The sequence below is a fragment of the Mycetohabitans sp. B2 genome (assembly GCF_021733735.1).
GTDB lineage: Bacteria > Pseudomonadota > Gammaproteobacteria > Burkholderiales > Burkholderiaceae > Mycetohabitans > Mycetohabitans rhizoxinica.
Genome location: NZ_JAHKSP010000047.1, coordinates 43,808 through 56,921 on the forward strand (window position 1 = coordinate 43,808; position 13,114 = coordinate 56,921).

The 13,114-nt window shown below is 63.8% G+C and carries 13 protein-coding genes; 10 read left to right on the forward strand and 3 right to left on the reverse strand.

Annotated features, from left to right (window positions below; translation table 11 throughout):
- Positions 1–67: 67 nt before the first annotated feature.
- Positions 68–1,285, reverse strand: a complete 1,218-nt coding sequence (locus tag KPG66_RS10055) for a Bcr/CflA family multidrug efflux MFS transporter (RefSeq protein WP_237070799.1) — start codon at positions 1,283–1,285, stop codon at positions 68–70.
- 125 nt (positions 1,286–1,410) lie between these two features.
- On the opposite strand from KPG66_RS10055, the gene hemL reads away from it, so the two are divergent.
- The 9 genes from hemL to KPG66_RS10100 all read left to right on the forward strand — a co-directional run bounded on the left by hemL (position 1,411) and on the right by KPG66_RS10100 (position 9,049).
- Positions 1,411–2,694: a glutamate-1-semialdehyde 2,1-aminomutase gene (hemL, locus tag KPG66_RS10060; RefSeq protein ID WP_237070800.1), complete on the forward strand. Its 1,284-nt coding sequence runs from the start codon at positions 1,411–1,413 to the stop codon at positions 2,692–2,694.
- A gap of 14 nt (positions 2,695–2,708) precedes the next feature.
- A complete protein-coding gene (gene ribD / locus KPG66_RS10065; RefSeq protein WP_237070801.1) occupies positions 2,709–3,857 on the forward strand; it encodes a bifunctional diaminohydroxyphosphoribosylaminopyrimidine deaminase/5-amino-6-(5-phosphoribosylamino)uracil reductase RibD in 1,149 nt (382 codons plus the stop codon).
- A 12-nt stretch (positions 3,858–3,869) separates the two neighbouring features.
- The gene (locus tag KPG66_RS10070) at positions 3,870–4,505 is read left to right on the forward strand and encodes a riboflavin synthase (protein WP_237070802.1); all 636 of its coding nucleotides are present in this window, start codon (positions 3,870–3,872) and stop codon (positions 4,503–4,505) included.
- Between the two features lie 59 nt (positions 4,506–4,564).
- Complete coding sequence (locus KPG66_RS17740) at positions 4,565–5,005, forward strand: flavin reductase (RefSeq protein ID WP_237070803.1); 441 nt, start codon at positions 4,565–4,567, stop codon at positions 5,003–5,005.
- The gene (locus KPG66_RS10080) at positions 4,999–5,535 is read left to right on the forward strand and encodes a DNA-binding protein (RefSeq protein ID WP_237070804.1); all 537 of its coding nucleotides are present in this window, start codon (positions 4,999–5,001) and stop codon (positions 5,533–5,535) included. The genes KPG66_RS17740 and KPG66_RS10080 overlap by 7 nt, the downstream gene beginning before the upstream one ends.
- A gap of 66 nt (positions 5,536–5,601) precedes the next feature.
- Positions 5,602–6,753 carry a bifunctional 3,4-dihydroxy-2-butanone-4-phosphate synthase/GTP cyclohydrolase II gene (ribBA, locus tag KPG66_RS10085; RefSeq protein ID WP_237070805.1) on the forward strand — a complete coding sequence of 384 codons (1,152 nt, stop codon included), beginning with the start codon at positions 5,602–5,604 and terminating at the stop codon, positions 6,751–6,753.
- An 84-nt stretch (positions 6,754–6,837) separates the two neighbouring features.
- On the forward strand, positions 6,838–7,356 hold the full coding sequence (gene ribH, locus KPG66_RS10090; protein ID WP_041753769.1) for a 6,7-dimethyl-8-ribityllumazine synthase: 519 nt from the start codon (positions 6,838–6,840) through the stop codon (positions 7,354–7,356).
- Entirely contained in the window at positions 7,353–7,787 is a 435-nt protein-coding gene (gene nusB, locus KPG66_RS10095) for a transcription antitermination factor NusB (RefSeq protein ID WP_237070806.1), read from the forward strand. The genes ribH and nusB overlap by 4 nt, the downstream gene beginning before the upstream one ends.
- Before the next feature lie 32 nt (positions 7,788–7,819).
- Positions 7,820–9,049, forward strand: coding sequence for a pyridoxal phosphate-dependent aminotransferase (locus tag KPG66_RS10100; RefSeq protein WP_237070807.1), 1,230 nt, complete (start codon positions 7,820–7,822; stop codon positions 9,047–9,049).
- Between the two features lie 54 nt (positions 9,050–9,103).
- Here KPG66_RS10100 and KPG66_RS10105 read toward each other — a convergent pair whose 3' ends face one another.
- Positions 9,104–10,270 carry a lytic transglycosylase domain-containing protein gene (locus tag KPG66_RS10105; RefSeq protein WP_013436058.1) on the reverse strand — a complete coding sequence of 389 codons (1,167 nt, stop codon included), beginning with the start codon at positions 10,268–10,270 and terminating at the stop codon, positions 9,104–9,106.
- 578 nt (positions 10,271–10,848) lie between these two features.
- On the opposite strand from KPG66_RS10105, the gene KPG66_RS10110 reads away from it, so the two are divergent.
- A complete protein-coding gene (locus tag KPG66_RS10110) occupies positions 10,849–12,423 on the forward strand; it encodes a UbiD family decarboxylase (protein ID WP_237070808.1) in 1,575 nt (524 codons plus the stop codon).
- A 66-nt stretch (positions 12,424–12,489) separates the two neighbouring features.
- On the opposite strand, the gene KPG66_RS10115 is transcribed toward KPG66_RS10110, so the two are convergent.
- Positions 12,490–12,813 carry a hypothetical protein gene (locus KPG66_RS10115; RefSeq protein ID WP_041753771.1) on the reverse strand — a complete coding sequence of 108 codons (324 nt, stop codon included), beginning with the start codon at positions 12,811–12,813 and terminating at the stop codon, positions 12,490–12,492.
- Positions 12,814–13,114 lie beyond the last annotated feature (301 nt).

Sequence of the window (13,114 nt, forward strand, 5' to 3'; positions counted from 1 at the left end):
GTCAGCCCTTGTGCCCTATGGCCTGCGCGCCCGCTGCCGCTGGCCGACACTCGATCGTTAGTCGGCCTCAACCCATGGCCGGCCGCCGGTGCGAGCGGGCCATAAGCCGATATCCCATATAGGTCAACACGCCACAGGCACCGATCACGATCCCCATGGCGCGTGGCGAACCGTCCTGCAACGCGCCGACCGCCAGGCTCGACAGCGCGCCGAGCGCCAGTTGCATCGCGCCGAACACCGCCGCCGCCGCGCCGGCGTTGCGCGGATAGCGGTGCATCAGATCATTTGTGCAGTTCGCGCCGAGCACACCGACCATGCCAACCACGAAAAATAGTGTCGCGACGATCGAGCACAGGCCACCCCAGCCGGTGGTGCAGGCCACGAACACCCCAAGCGAGGCGAGCAGGCACACCCGCGATGAGACCGAGATCATGCGCAGCGCGCCGAGCGCGCCGACCAGCCGCACATTGAGGATATTCCCCGCCATGATGCCGACGATGTTCAGCGCAAAAAACAACCCATAGGCCTGCGCCGACACATGGAAGTAATCGATGTAGACGAACGGCGTGGCCGTGATGTACGCGAACATGCCCGCGAACGCCATACCGCCGCAAAGTATATGGCCCCACGCCACCGGATCGGTCAGCAAGCGCCCGTACACGGCGAATGACGCGGTAAGCGCGTTTTCATGCCGCTTGTGCGGCGGCCACGTTTCCGGCACCTTGCGCACCGCCGTGATGGCGCAGGCCGCGCCAAACAGCGCCAGCGCCCCAAACACCGCACGCCAGCCGCCGAGCAGCAGCAGCTGCCCGCCCACCAGCGGCGCAAGCAATGGCCCAATCGAGGTCACGATGGCCAGCATCGACAGCACGCGGGCCGCATCGGTGGGGCCATGCACATCTCGCGCAATCGCGCGCGCGAGCACCGACGCCGCGCCGGCGCCCAGCGCCTGCAGGAAGCGCACCGCGATCAGCCAGCCGATCGACGGCGCGAGCGCACAGGCCATACTGGCCAGCCCATACAGCACGATGCCGCCGATTAAGACCGGGCGCCGACCATAGACGTCGGACAATGGGCCATACAGCAGCATACCAATCGAAAAGCCGAACATGAAGCTGGTCAGCGTCACCTGTGCGGCCGAGGCGCTGATGTCGAATGCCGCTGCCAGCGACGGCAGGCTCGGCAGATACATGTCAATCGAGATCGGGCCACACGCGGCGAGCGCGCCAAGCAAGAGAATCAAGCGCCAATCGGGCCGGCGGCGAGCAGTCGGGGAATCAGGCATGGAGACGCTGCGGGAAACCGCGCACAAAACATTTCATAAATTAAGTACTTCATTGTACGCGCCGGCGCCGCGCACCGCTCCGGTACAATGCATGGATATCATTGCTGCAATGCGGGATGGATTCAATGTCCAAGAGCCAACTTCTTTTCGAACGGGCCCAGCTCACGATTCCGGGCGGCGTCAATTCGCCGGTGCGCGCTTTCCGCTCGGTCGGCGGCACGCCGCGCTTCATCACACGCGCGCACGGCCCGTATTTATGGGACGCAGATGGGCAGCGCTACATTGACTACATCGGTTCGTGGGGGCCGATGATCCTCGGACACCTCAATCCAGACGTACTGGTCGCGGTACAGCGCGCGCTCGCGTCGGGCTTCTCATTCGGCGCGCCGACCGAGGCGGAAATCGAAATCGCCGAGGAGATTTGCCGCCTCATGCCATCGATTGAGCAAATCCGCATGGTCTCGAGCGGCACCGAGGCCACGATGAGCGCGTTGCGGCTCGCCCGCGGGTTCACCGGGCGCAGCCGCATCGTCAAATTCGAAGGTTGCTATCACGGCCATGCCGACAGCCTGCTTGTGAAGGCCGGGTCCGGACTGCTGACGTTTGGCAACCCCACCTCGGCCGGTGTGCCGCCCGACATCGCGCATCACACCACCGTGCTCGAGTACAACAACGTCGAGCAGTTGAACGAAGCATTCAGCGCATTTGGCAAGGAAATCGCAGCGGTGATTGTCGAGCCGGTCGCGGGCAACATGAATCTCGTGCGGGCGTCGGCCGAATTCCTCGCCGCGTTGCGCAAGCAGTGCACTGAGCACGGCAGCGTGCTGATCTTCGATGAGGTAATGTGCGGTTTTCGCGTCGCGCTTGGCGGCGCGCAGCAGCTATTCAATATCGTGCCGGACCTAACCTGCCTGGGCAAGGTGATCGGCGGCGGAATGCCGATTGCCGCGTTCGGTGGCCGACGCGACATCATGGCGCACCTGGCACCATTGGGCGGCGTCTACCAGGCCGGCACCCTGTCAGGCAACCCACTCGCGGTCGCCGCTGGCCTCGAAACGCTGCGCCAGATTCAGGCGCCCGGCTTCTATGACCGCCTGTCCCAGCAGACTGCGCGGCTCGCCGGTGGGCTGCAGGCCGCCGCGCGCGACGCGGGCGTGCCATTCAGCGCGGACTCGCTGGGCGGCATGTTCGGCCTGTATTTCGCCTCGCAGGTGCCGCGCAGCTTTGCCGAGGTGATGCGCTGCGACGTACCCCGCTTCAACGCGTTCTTCCACGCAATGCTCGATGCCGGCGTGCATTTCGCCCCCTCAGCATACGAGGCCGGCTTCGTGTCAATCACGCACGACGACGCGGTCATCGACGAAACGCTGTCGATCGCCCGCACCGTGTTCACTGCGCTGCAACGCTGAGCGCCGACCCTGCCATGTTCTCAGACTTTGATCGCTTGCAGATGCAGCGCGCGCTCGTGCTCGCCGAGCGCGGGTTATATACGACGTCGCCGAACCCGCGCGTGGGGTGCGTGCTTGTCAAGGATGGCGAAGTCATCGGCGAAGGCTTCACGCAGCCGGCCGGACAAGACCATGCGGAAATCTGCGCGCTGAAAGACGCACGCTTGCGCGGGCACACCCCCGCCGGCGCCACCGCCTATGTGACGCTGGAGCCTTGCAGCCACTTCGGTCGCACGCCACCCTGCGCGAATACGCTGATCGAGGCCGGCATCACGCGGGTGATTGCCGCGATGGAAGACCCGAACCCGCAGGTCAGCGGCCGTGGCCTGGCCAGTCTGCGCGATGCGGGCGTGGACGTACGCTGTGGACTGCTTGCGCACGAGGCGCAGGAGTTAAACGTCGGCTTTGTGTCGCGGATGACGCGTGGCGTTCCGTGGGTGCGACTCAAGATCGCCGCAACGCTGGACGGTCGCACCGCGTTGCCGAACGGCCAAAGCCAGTGGATCACGTCGAGTGCCGCGCGCACGGACGGACACGCATGGCGCGCCCGCGCGTGCGCGACCCTTACCGGTATCGGCACGGTGCGCGAGGACGATCCGCAGATGACCGTGCGCGCAGTGTCCACGCCTCGCCAACCGCTGCGCGTGCTGGTGGACAGCCGTCTGGACGTGCCGCTGGATGCAAGGATTCTAGCCGGCGCGCCACCATTGGTAATCTGCGCGCGCGACGACGCAGCATTCGCCGCGCGTGCGCATGCGTTACGCGCGGCGGGCGCCGAAGTGATTGCGTTGCCGAACCAGTCCGGCAAGGTTGACCTGCCGGCTGCGCTACGGCTGCTTGCTGCGCGTGGCATCAACGAATTGCATGTCGAGGCGGGCTACAAGCTCAACGGCTCATTGTTGCGCGAAGGCTGCGTTGACGAGTTGCTGCTCTACATCGCCCCAGCCCTGCTTGGCAACGCGACCGGCATGTTCAACCTCGAGCCGCCGCCGACGCTCGATCAACGAGTACGGCTGCAATATCATTCGATCGAGCGGATCGGCGAGGATCTACGGGTCCTTGCCAGGCTCGTGGCGGCCGAATCCGACAACGCACTGCAAACGGGCGAGCCGCGCTCACAATAAAGGGATTCTCGTATGTTCACAGGCATCGTCGCGGCGGTCGGCCGCATTGAATCGGTCACCCCGCTGGGCGCGTCTGTCGAGGACGGCGCGCGCCTATCGATCGCCGCCAGCACGCTCAATCTGTCCGATGTCGGGTTGGGCGACAGCATCGCAGTGCAAGGTGCGTGCTTGACGGTCGTCGACAAGACATCGACGCAGTTCGAGGTCGACGTATCGCGGGAAACGCTGAACTGCACCACCGGGCTCGCCCAGCCCGGCGAAGTGAACCTCGAAAAAGCGCTGCGTGCGCATGAACGCCTGGGCGGCCACCTAGTCAGCGGACATGTCGACGGGCTCGGCCAGGTCAGCCGCTTCGAGCCGGTGGGAGAGTCACACGAATTGCGCATCGTCGCGCCGTCCTCGCTCGCAAAGTACTTCGCGTACAAGGGGTCCATCACGGTCAACGGTGTCAGCCTGACCGTCAATGCCGTACAGGACCGGGACGATGGATGCGAGTTCTCGATCAACGTGATTCCGCACACGATACAGATGACCACGCTGCGGCACCTGCGCGTTGGCGACGCGGTCAATCTCGAAGTCGATATGATTGCGCGGTATGTCGAGCGGATGCTCAGCACGTCTCAGAACGGCTACCCATCATTGAAGTAATCGGTTTTTTCAAGGGCTGATCGTCTGCCGGCGTCGCGCCAAAACCAGCCGTGTGTGGGGTGATCGAACCGCTCGATGGCCACGCGACGCACTTCGTCAAACGCGGTATTGACGATCATTGCGACGACAGCAAACGCGCATTCAAAGTCGCCGCTCTACTGCATGCGCCGCAACGCCGGTTTAAAGTCGCTTGCCGTCATGGCCACGGGTGGTGGGAATCACCGGCCTGCGCAATAGTATCGCCAATTTATCCGATCGAATCGCGACTCAACGGCCAAATCACGTTGGTCAGGCACGCGCGCTGGCGCACGATGTACACTGGCGCGCCGGTGCTCGACGACGCATTGGCCACACTCGATTGTCGCATCGCGAACGTTACTCGACATGGCACGCATAGCGTCATCGTCGCCGATGTATTCAATCTGCGGCTCGGCCCGGCGTCAATTGACGCCTTGGTGTACTTCCCTCGTCATTATCACGTCGTCGCCTCCTCATGCTGACCAAGACAATCGGTGTAATGGGCTCGGGCACCGAGCCTTGGACGGAACTGGCCGAGCCGCTCGGCCGATGGATCGCCGAAAACGGCTACAACCTGCTGACCGGCGGCGGCCAGGGTGTGATGCTCAGCGTCGCACGCGGCTTCTGCAGCGTCAGCCCACGCACGGGCCGCTCAATTGCAATCGTGCCCACACGCGCCGATCTGGTAGCCGGCTTCGTACCGCTGGACGGCTATCCGAATCGGTTTGTCGATCTGCCGATCATCACGCCACTGCCCCGTCATGACGCCGGGGCGCCGCCGAATCGCGTCAGTCGCAACCACGTCAACGTGCTGAGCAGCGACGTCATCGTCGCGTTGCCGGGCGGCCACGGCACTGCCGACGAAATCTCGTTGGCGCGACGCTGGCGCAAGCCGCTGGTATGCGTCGGCCCCACCAGCGCCTTTGCACGGATCGGCTATACCGCTGCGTGTGTATCCTGTGTGGACGGCGTCGCCCGCTTCATTGCCTCCGTACTCGCAGAACCAGCATAGAAATCGGCTCTTGACGCGGTGCTGACGTAAAATAGCGGTTTTCCTATCATGCCACCATCGCCCACCATGACACTCGCTTCCACGCAAGAGATCATTGCCGAACTCAAGGCCGGCAGAATGGTCATCCTCGTCGACGAAGAAGATCGCGAGAACGAGGGCGACTTGGTGCTGGCCGCTGATTTCGTCACACCGGAAGCGATCAACTTCATGGCTCGCTATGGCCGCGGGCTGATCTGCCTGACGCTGACGCAGGAGCGCTGCCGCACATTGAACCTGCCGCTGATGACGCATCGCAATGGCACGCAATACGGCACGGCGTTTACGGTCAGCATCGAGGCCGCGCAAGGCGTGACCACCGGCATCTGCGCTGCCGACCGCGCACGCACGATCCAGGCGGCCGTCGCGCGCGATGCCCGAGCCGAGGATATCGTGCAGCCTGGACACGTGTTTCCGATCATGGCGCAGCCCGGTGGCGTGCTGGTGCGCGCCGGCCATACCGAGGCCGGTTGCGACCTAACGGCGCTGGCCGGGCTCACGCCGGCATCGGTGATCTGCGAGGTGATTAAGGACGATGGCACGATGGCCCGCTTGCCCGACCTCGTCGAGTTCGCCGCGCAGCACGGGTTGAAGGTCGGCACGATCGCGGACCTGATCCAGTACCGCAGTCGCACCGAATCGATCATCGAACGCGTGGCGCAGCGCACGATGCATACTGCGCACGGACCGTTCAATGCGGTGCTGTTCCACGACAAGCCGAGCGGCGCGCCGCATCTGGCGCTGGTGCGCGGGCAACCCTCGCCTGAGGTCGAGACCCTGGTGCGGGTACACGAGCCGCTGTCGATCCTCGACTTGATTGAAACGGGTGTCAGTACACACTCCTGGACATTGGATGCGGCGCTGCGCGAGATTGCTCAGCGGGAAACCGGCGTCGTGGTGTTGCTGAACGTGCACGAGTCTGGCGAGCGGCTGCTGGATGTATTCGAGGCATTCGAGCGGCAGGACAAGGCAGCCGAACTCAAGCGCCGTCCAGTCGACTTCAAGACGTACGGCGTCGGCGCGCAGATCCTGCATGAGTTGCATGTCGGCAAAATGCGGGTCTTGTCGAATCCGCGCAGGATGGGCAGCATGTCGGGGTACGGCCTCGAGGTCACCGGTTTCGAGCCCATGCCGGCAGCAGCACACGGATTCGCGAGCAGCGGCCCGCGTTCGCACGGATAGGGCGACGCGCGCGGTATCTGCCTATTCTGGATCATGGCCCGGCGGCCAGCGTCCCGCCTCGCCCCACACATCAACGGAACATTCATGGAAATCGGACAATATCAACCGAATCACGAGGGTGACGGACTGCGCATCGGCATCGTCCAATCCCGCTTCAACGAGCCGGTCTGCAACGGGCTGGTCGACGCCTGCGTCGAGGAACTCGAGCGCCTTGGCGTCGCGGGCGAGGACGTGCTGCTCGTCACGGTGCCCGGCGCACTGGAGATTGCGCTCGCACTGCAAAAGCTCGCCGAGAGCGGCCAGTTCGACGCGCTGATCGCGCTCGGCGCGGTGATTCGCGGCGAGACCTATCACTTCGAGCTGGTATCCAACGAAAGCGGCGCGGGCATCAGCCGGATTGCATTGGACTTCGGCGTGCCGATCGCCAACGCGGTGTTGACCACCGAAAACGACGAGCAGGCGATCGCGAGAATGACCGAGAAAGGCCGCGATGCGGCACGCGTTGCGGTGGAAATGGCAAACCTATCGTCCGCTCTCGACCAACTCGGTCAAGATGACGACGAGGACGAGGAAGACGAAGCAGCAGACGAGGATCGAGCATGACAACGAGAAGTGCTCGCCGTCGCTCGCGCGAGTTGGCCACGCAAGGTTTGTATCAGTGGCTGCTGTCGGGCGCGGCGCCGGGCGAGATCGACGCAGCCATGCGCGAGCAGCCCGGCTTCGACAAAGCGGATCGCGACCATTTCGATGCGCTGCTACATGGCGTGATCAAGCAGGCTGCGACGCTGACTGAAGCGCTCATGCCGTTCCTGGATCGCCCGATCGACCAACTGTCGCCGGTCGAACGGGCGGTGCTGCTCATTGCGGCATACGAATTCCAGCATCATTTCGAGATCCCGTACCGGGTTGTGATCAACGAGGCCGTCGAGTTGGCTAAGACATTTGGCGGTGCCGACGGCTACAAGTATGTGAACGGCGTCCTCGACAAGCTCGCGGTGACCATGCGCGCCGACGAAGTCAAGGCTCGCGGTTGAATGCGCGCTGTCGCGTTCGCCAGGGATGCTGCATGACCGACACTGATTCGATGCCGGATCCGCTTGTCACCGCCCGGGCCGGTCGGCTCGCTTCACGCATCGAGCGGATCGAGCCATTCCAGGTCATGGAATTCGTCAAGCAAGCCACCCGCCTCGAGCAGGCAGGCCATGACGTGATCCACATGAGCATCGGCGAGCCCGATTTCACGGCTCCACCGGCCGTCGCCGAAGCGGCAGCCTCGGCACTGCGCCGAGGCCTCACGCAGTACACGCCGGCGCTGGGCATCACGCCGTTACGCGAAGCCATTGCAATGCATTACCGGCGTATGTACAACGTCGATGTCGAACCGGCACGCATCGTCGTAACAGCCGGCGCCTCCGCGGCGTTGTTGCTCGCTTGCGCGGCGCTTGTCGATCGCGACGACGAGGTGCTAATGCCGGATCCGACCTATCCGTGCAACCGTCACTTCGTCACCGCCTTCGAGGGCCGGGCGGTTCTAGTGCCGAGCGACGCGGCGCAGCGCTTTCAATTAAGCGCGGCGCACGTGCAGCAGCATTGGGGTGCGAACACACGCGGCGTGCTGCTCGCGTCGCCGTCGAACCCTACCGGCACATCGATCGACGCGAGCGAACTGCAACGCATTGTCGATACGGTCCGCGCCCAAGACGGTTTCGCAATCGTCGACGAAATCTATCAGGGACTGACCTATGATGCGCCGCCCGTCTCGGCGCTGTCACTACACGGCGCACACGATCATGTCGTGACCGTAAACAGTTTTTCGAAGTACTTCAGCATGACGGGCTGGCGCCTGGGCTGGCTCGTGGTGCCGCTGCACTGGGTGCCGGCCTTCGAGAAGCTCGCGCAGAATCTATTCATCTGCGCGTCCGCGCTCGCGCAGCACGCGGCGCTCGCATGCTTCGAGCCCGCGTCACTCGAGATCTACGAGCAACGGCGGCTCGAGTTCAAGCGACGGCGCGACTTCCTGGTACCGGCGTTGCGCGAATTGGGTTTCGGCATACCGGTCCTGCCGGATGGCGCGTTTTACGTCTATGCGAACTGCCGCGGCATCGCGCACCCGGCTGCGTCGGACAGCGCGGCGCTCGCGTCCACGATGCTTCAAGAAGCGAAGGTCAGCATGGTGCCGGGCCTGGACTTCGGCGTGCATGCGCCGCACGACTACCTGCGAATTTCATACGCGACGTCGTACGAGCGGCTACAACAGGCTATCGCACGGCTACACACCCTGTTTGGCGCGTCGTAATTGGGCGCTGCCACCGCCTCTTCCCCACCGGCTGTGCAGCGCGCCCGCCACCGATCAAGCACCAATATCGGCCAACTGCTCGGTATGTTTCGACACGGTACTGGCGCCGGCTTCATTCTGCGCATGCGTATCAGCGCCGACAAGCGCCTTTTGCGTGACCGCCGCAGGCTCAGCACCCAGCGTGACCGGCACTCGTTGCGTCGATGCATTGGTCTGCGGCGGCGTCGATGCGAGCATTGGCGCGGGCGATTGCGGGGCGTTAACTGGCACCCTGCGTCCGCGCGCAACATCCCGCAGTCGCGCGCGCTCGGCCAACACCTTCGCGCCATAGCCACCGTCGTTCGGCGATGTCGAGCCGACATAACGCCGCAAGCCGCCCGCTACAGAGCCGCCACGAGCAATACAGTCCTTGAGCACCAAGGCTCCGACCTTGATGTTGGCCAGCGGCTGCAGCGCGGCGCTCTGTCCCCCGAAGTAATCAAACTTGTCGGAATGAACCCTGGACATCACCTGCATCAGGCCCTTGGCGCCGACACCACTTTCCGCATACGGGTTGAATCCTGATTCGATCGCCATCACCGCCAGCAAAAGCAGCGGGTCGAGCCCGACCTCACGGCCGGTGTTAAACGCCGCCTTGACCAACTGGCGGACCGGCTCCTGCGCGACGCGATAGCGCCGTGCAAGGTAAGCGGTAACCAGCGCTTGCTCATGCGCCGACACCAGCACGCGATCGTCCCGCGCATCGGGGGCAACACGCTCGGACGGGATGAGCCGGGCCAACGTACCGACCGACGGCAGTGTGCGCGGATCGAGCCCGTTGAGCGTGGCCGGACCCAGACCAGCCCTGCCGGGTAGGTCGTCATATCCCAGATCGAGCGTCGCCGCGAGGAACCCTTTGCCGCCGGGCGTAGCGGATACGGGCGTCATCCCCAGCGGGGCAGCGTCGCCCTCCGGTCTGGCGTGCGGCGCGAACGGCGGCAACGGTTGGCCAGACAGCAATCGCGCCGGGCCGTTATGCACCGCCTCCACAATCAACGGCATGACCTTCGCGGCCAAGGTGCCGCGCAGCGCCGGCTGCCACCACAATGCCAGGCTCGTGAGCACCGCCAGCGCGCCGACGAGGCTCAACAGCGTGGAAGAAAGCCGCGTGCCGCGGCGTAGCAGTTCGCGTACCGTTTGCACAACATCGCTCTTCGGTCGCCAACCTAACCAAGTATTCATACTTCACAAGCTCCCAGGGTTCATGGCCGGTCGCGCCGTGCTTTGCAGCGACGACGACATCCGTGCGAGCACGCAAGCGCAGTCGCAGCCGATGTGCACGACAGGCCAAGGCGTCGCCTGCGTTGGTTAGCCGCGAGACGATGCCGGGAAGAGATGGCGAGGTGCCATCTGCGGAGACGGGGGCGTCAGGATTCGTGACACACACTGCGCGCGCGTCAATCAAGCCGCGCGGGCCACCCGCACCAAAAAGCCGGCGTATTGGGCCAGCCGAGGTCAGTTTGCGCCGCCCTTAGCGAGTAGAGTCGGCGTGACGCGAAGCGCCAAACAGGATGGCGGACTACAAGGCGGTCCCACCACTGATAAAGTCGGATTTTAGCAGGGTTTTATAGAGCGTCAAAACTAAGGGTTCGAAAAGTCAATACCTTTAGTTATAAAGGAAACAGTCAATACGTGGAGATGAAGCATGCCGCGTGCCCCGGGCGGCAAGTGGTCCAATTTGCAACAAATGTGTCGCGCACGCACACAAGCTAAAATGTACCCCTTGTGCCCGGCATGGCCGGCAACGTTCGTATAGTGTGATGAAATACAAAGACCTGCGTGACTTTGCGAGCCGCCTCGAAGCATTGGGAGAACTGCGAAGGGTTCGCGCCGCTGTCTCGCCAGTGCTTGAAATGACCGAGCTATGCGACCGCGTGCTCAATGCGGGCGGCCCCGCGCTGCTGTTCGAGAATCCGGCCGGGCACACGATGCCTGTGCTTGGCAACCTGTTTGGTACGACACGTCGCGTCGCGCTCGGCATGGGCGTCGATGCCGAGGCTGACGACGCGGCCTTAACGTCGCTGCGCGATATCGGTCACCTATTGTCGTCGCTGAAGGAGCCGGAGCCGCCGAAGGGCCTGAAGGATGCGACACGGCTGCTTTCGCTGGCCAAGGCCGTCTGGGACATGGCACCCCGCACGGTCAGCGCACCGCCTTGCCAGGAGATCGTGATTGAAGGTGGCGATGTCGACCTGGCGCGGCTGCCAATCCAAACCTGCTGGCCGCACGACGCAGCGCCGCTGATTACCTGGGGCCTCACCGTCACGCGGGGGCCGAACAAGCCGCGTCAGAATCTGGGCATCTATCGGCAACAAGTGATCGGGCGCAACAAGCTGATCATGCGCTGGCTCGCCCATCGCGGCGGCGCGCTGGATTTTCGCGAATTTGCGCTAGCCCATCCTGGCCAGCCCTATCCAGTCGCCGTCGCGCTCGGCGCCGATCCGGCGACGATTCTCGGTGCCGTCACGCCGGTACCCGACACATTGTCCGAATATCAGTTCGCCGGCTTGCTGCGCGGCGGCAAAACCGAGCTGGCCCACTGCTTGACGCCCGGACTGGCGCATCTGCAAGTGCCAGCCCGCGCGGAAATCATCCTGGAGGGGTTCATCCATCCCGATGCAGGCGCAGCGCAAGACGTTCCGGCACAGCCGGGACCCGTGTCGCCGCGCGCTCGCGTGGCCGGACCGGCCGGCCGCTACGAACATGCACTGGAGGGCCCCTATGGCGACCACACCGGCTATTACAACGAGCAGGAGTGGTTTCCGGTGTTCACCGTCGAGCGCATCACGATGCGGCGCGGCGCGATCTACCATTCGACGTACACGGGCAAGCCGCCGGACGAACCGGCCGTGCTCGGCGTCGCGCTGAACGAGGTATTTGTGCCGCTGCTGCAAAAGCAGTTTCCGGAGATCACCGACTTCTATCTGCCGCCGGAAGGATGCAGTTACCGGATGGCCATCGTGCAGATGAAGAAAAGCTATGCCGGCCACGCCAAACGCGTGATGTTCGGTGTCTGGAGCTTCTTGCGGCAATTCATGTATACGAAGTTCATTGTCGTGGTGGACGACGACGTGAATGTGCGCGACTGGAAAGAGGTGATTTGGGCCCTGACGACGCGTGTGGATCCGAGCCGCGACACGGTGCTGGTCGACAACACACCAATCGACTATCTCGACTTTGCGTCGCCGGTGGCCGGACTCGGCTCCAAAATGGGCATCGATGCGACGAACAAGTGGCCCGGCGAGACTTCCCGCGAATGGGGCCGGCCGATTGTGATGGACGCAGCGGTCAAGCGGCGTGTCGATGCGCTATGGACAGAGATCGGCCTGGGGTAAGGATGGCGCCAGCGGGCATGCACGCGGCAACCTGACATCATCACGACGGCGCAGGCCTGCCGCCCGCTACCAGCGCCGATAGTAACCGCCGGGCCAATGAGGATGGGGATACCACGGCCGGTAATAGCCGCCATAGCCGCCCACCACAACCGCGGGCGGCGGCGCATAAGCTACTGGAGGCGGAGGTGCGTAGACGACCGGGGGTGGAGGTGCGTAGACCACCGGAGGCGGGAGCGGCGCATAGACGATCGGCGGCGGCGTATAGATTGGAGTAGCGTACACCGGAGCGGGAATTCCGATCCCCACGCCGATTGACACATGTGCTTGCGCGGCGCCCGCCCCCGCCCACAGCGTAGCGACACTGACTAGGATCGGGATGATCTTTTTCACTACACTCTCCTGAACACAATGCCGTCTATTACGGCACCACCATTGCAATGTACCGAAAATTCGCGCGCACGGTCGGGCTCAATTGTTGCAAAATGCAATAAGGACGCAGGCGAGACAGGCAGTCAGTGGGGGTTACCGGCAGCCTCGCCATCATCGAATTCCGAGCGCGCGGCGGCTGACACGTGGAGCGAGCAGCACCTGGCCAACTCGCCATGCTCGCCACGCCACATTGGCTGACTAGGGTGTCGCAAGTCGCTAAAGTTTATTTACAAAGTTACTGGATCACCCGGGCGCCCGTCGC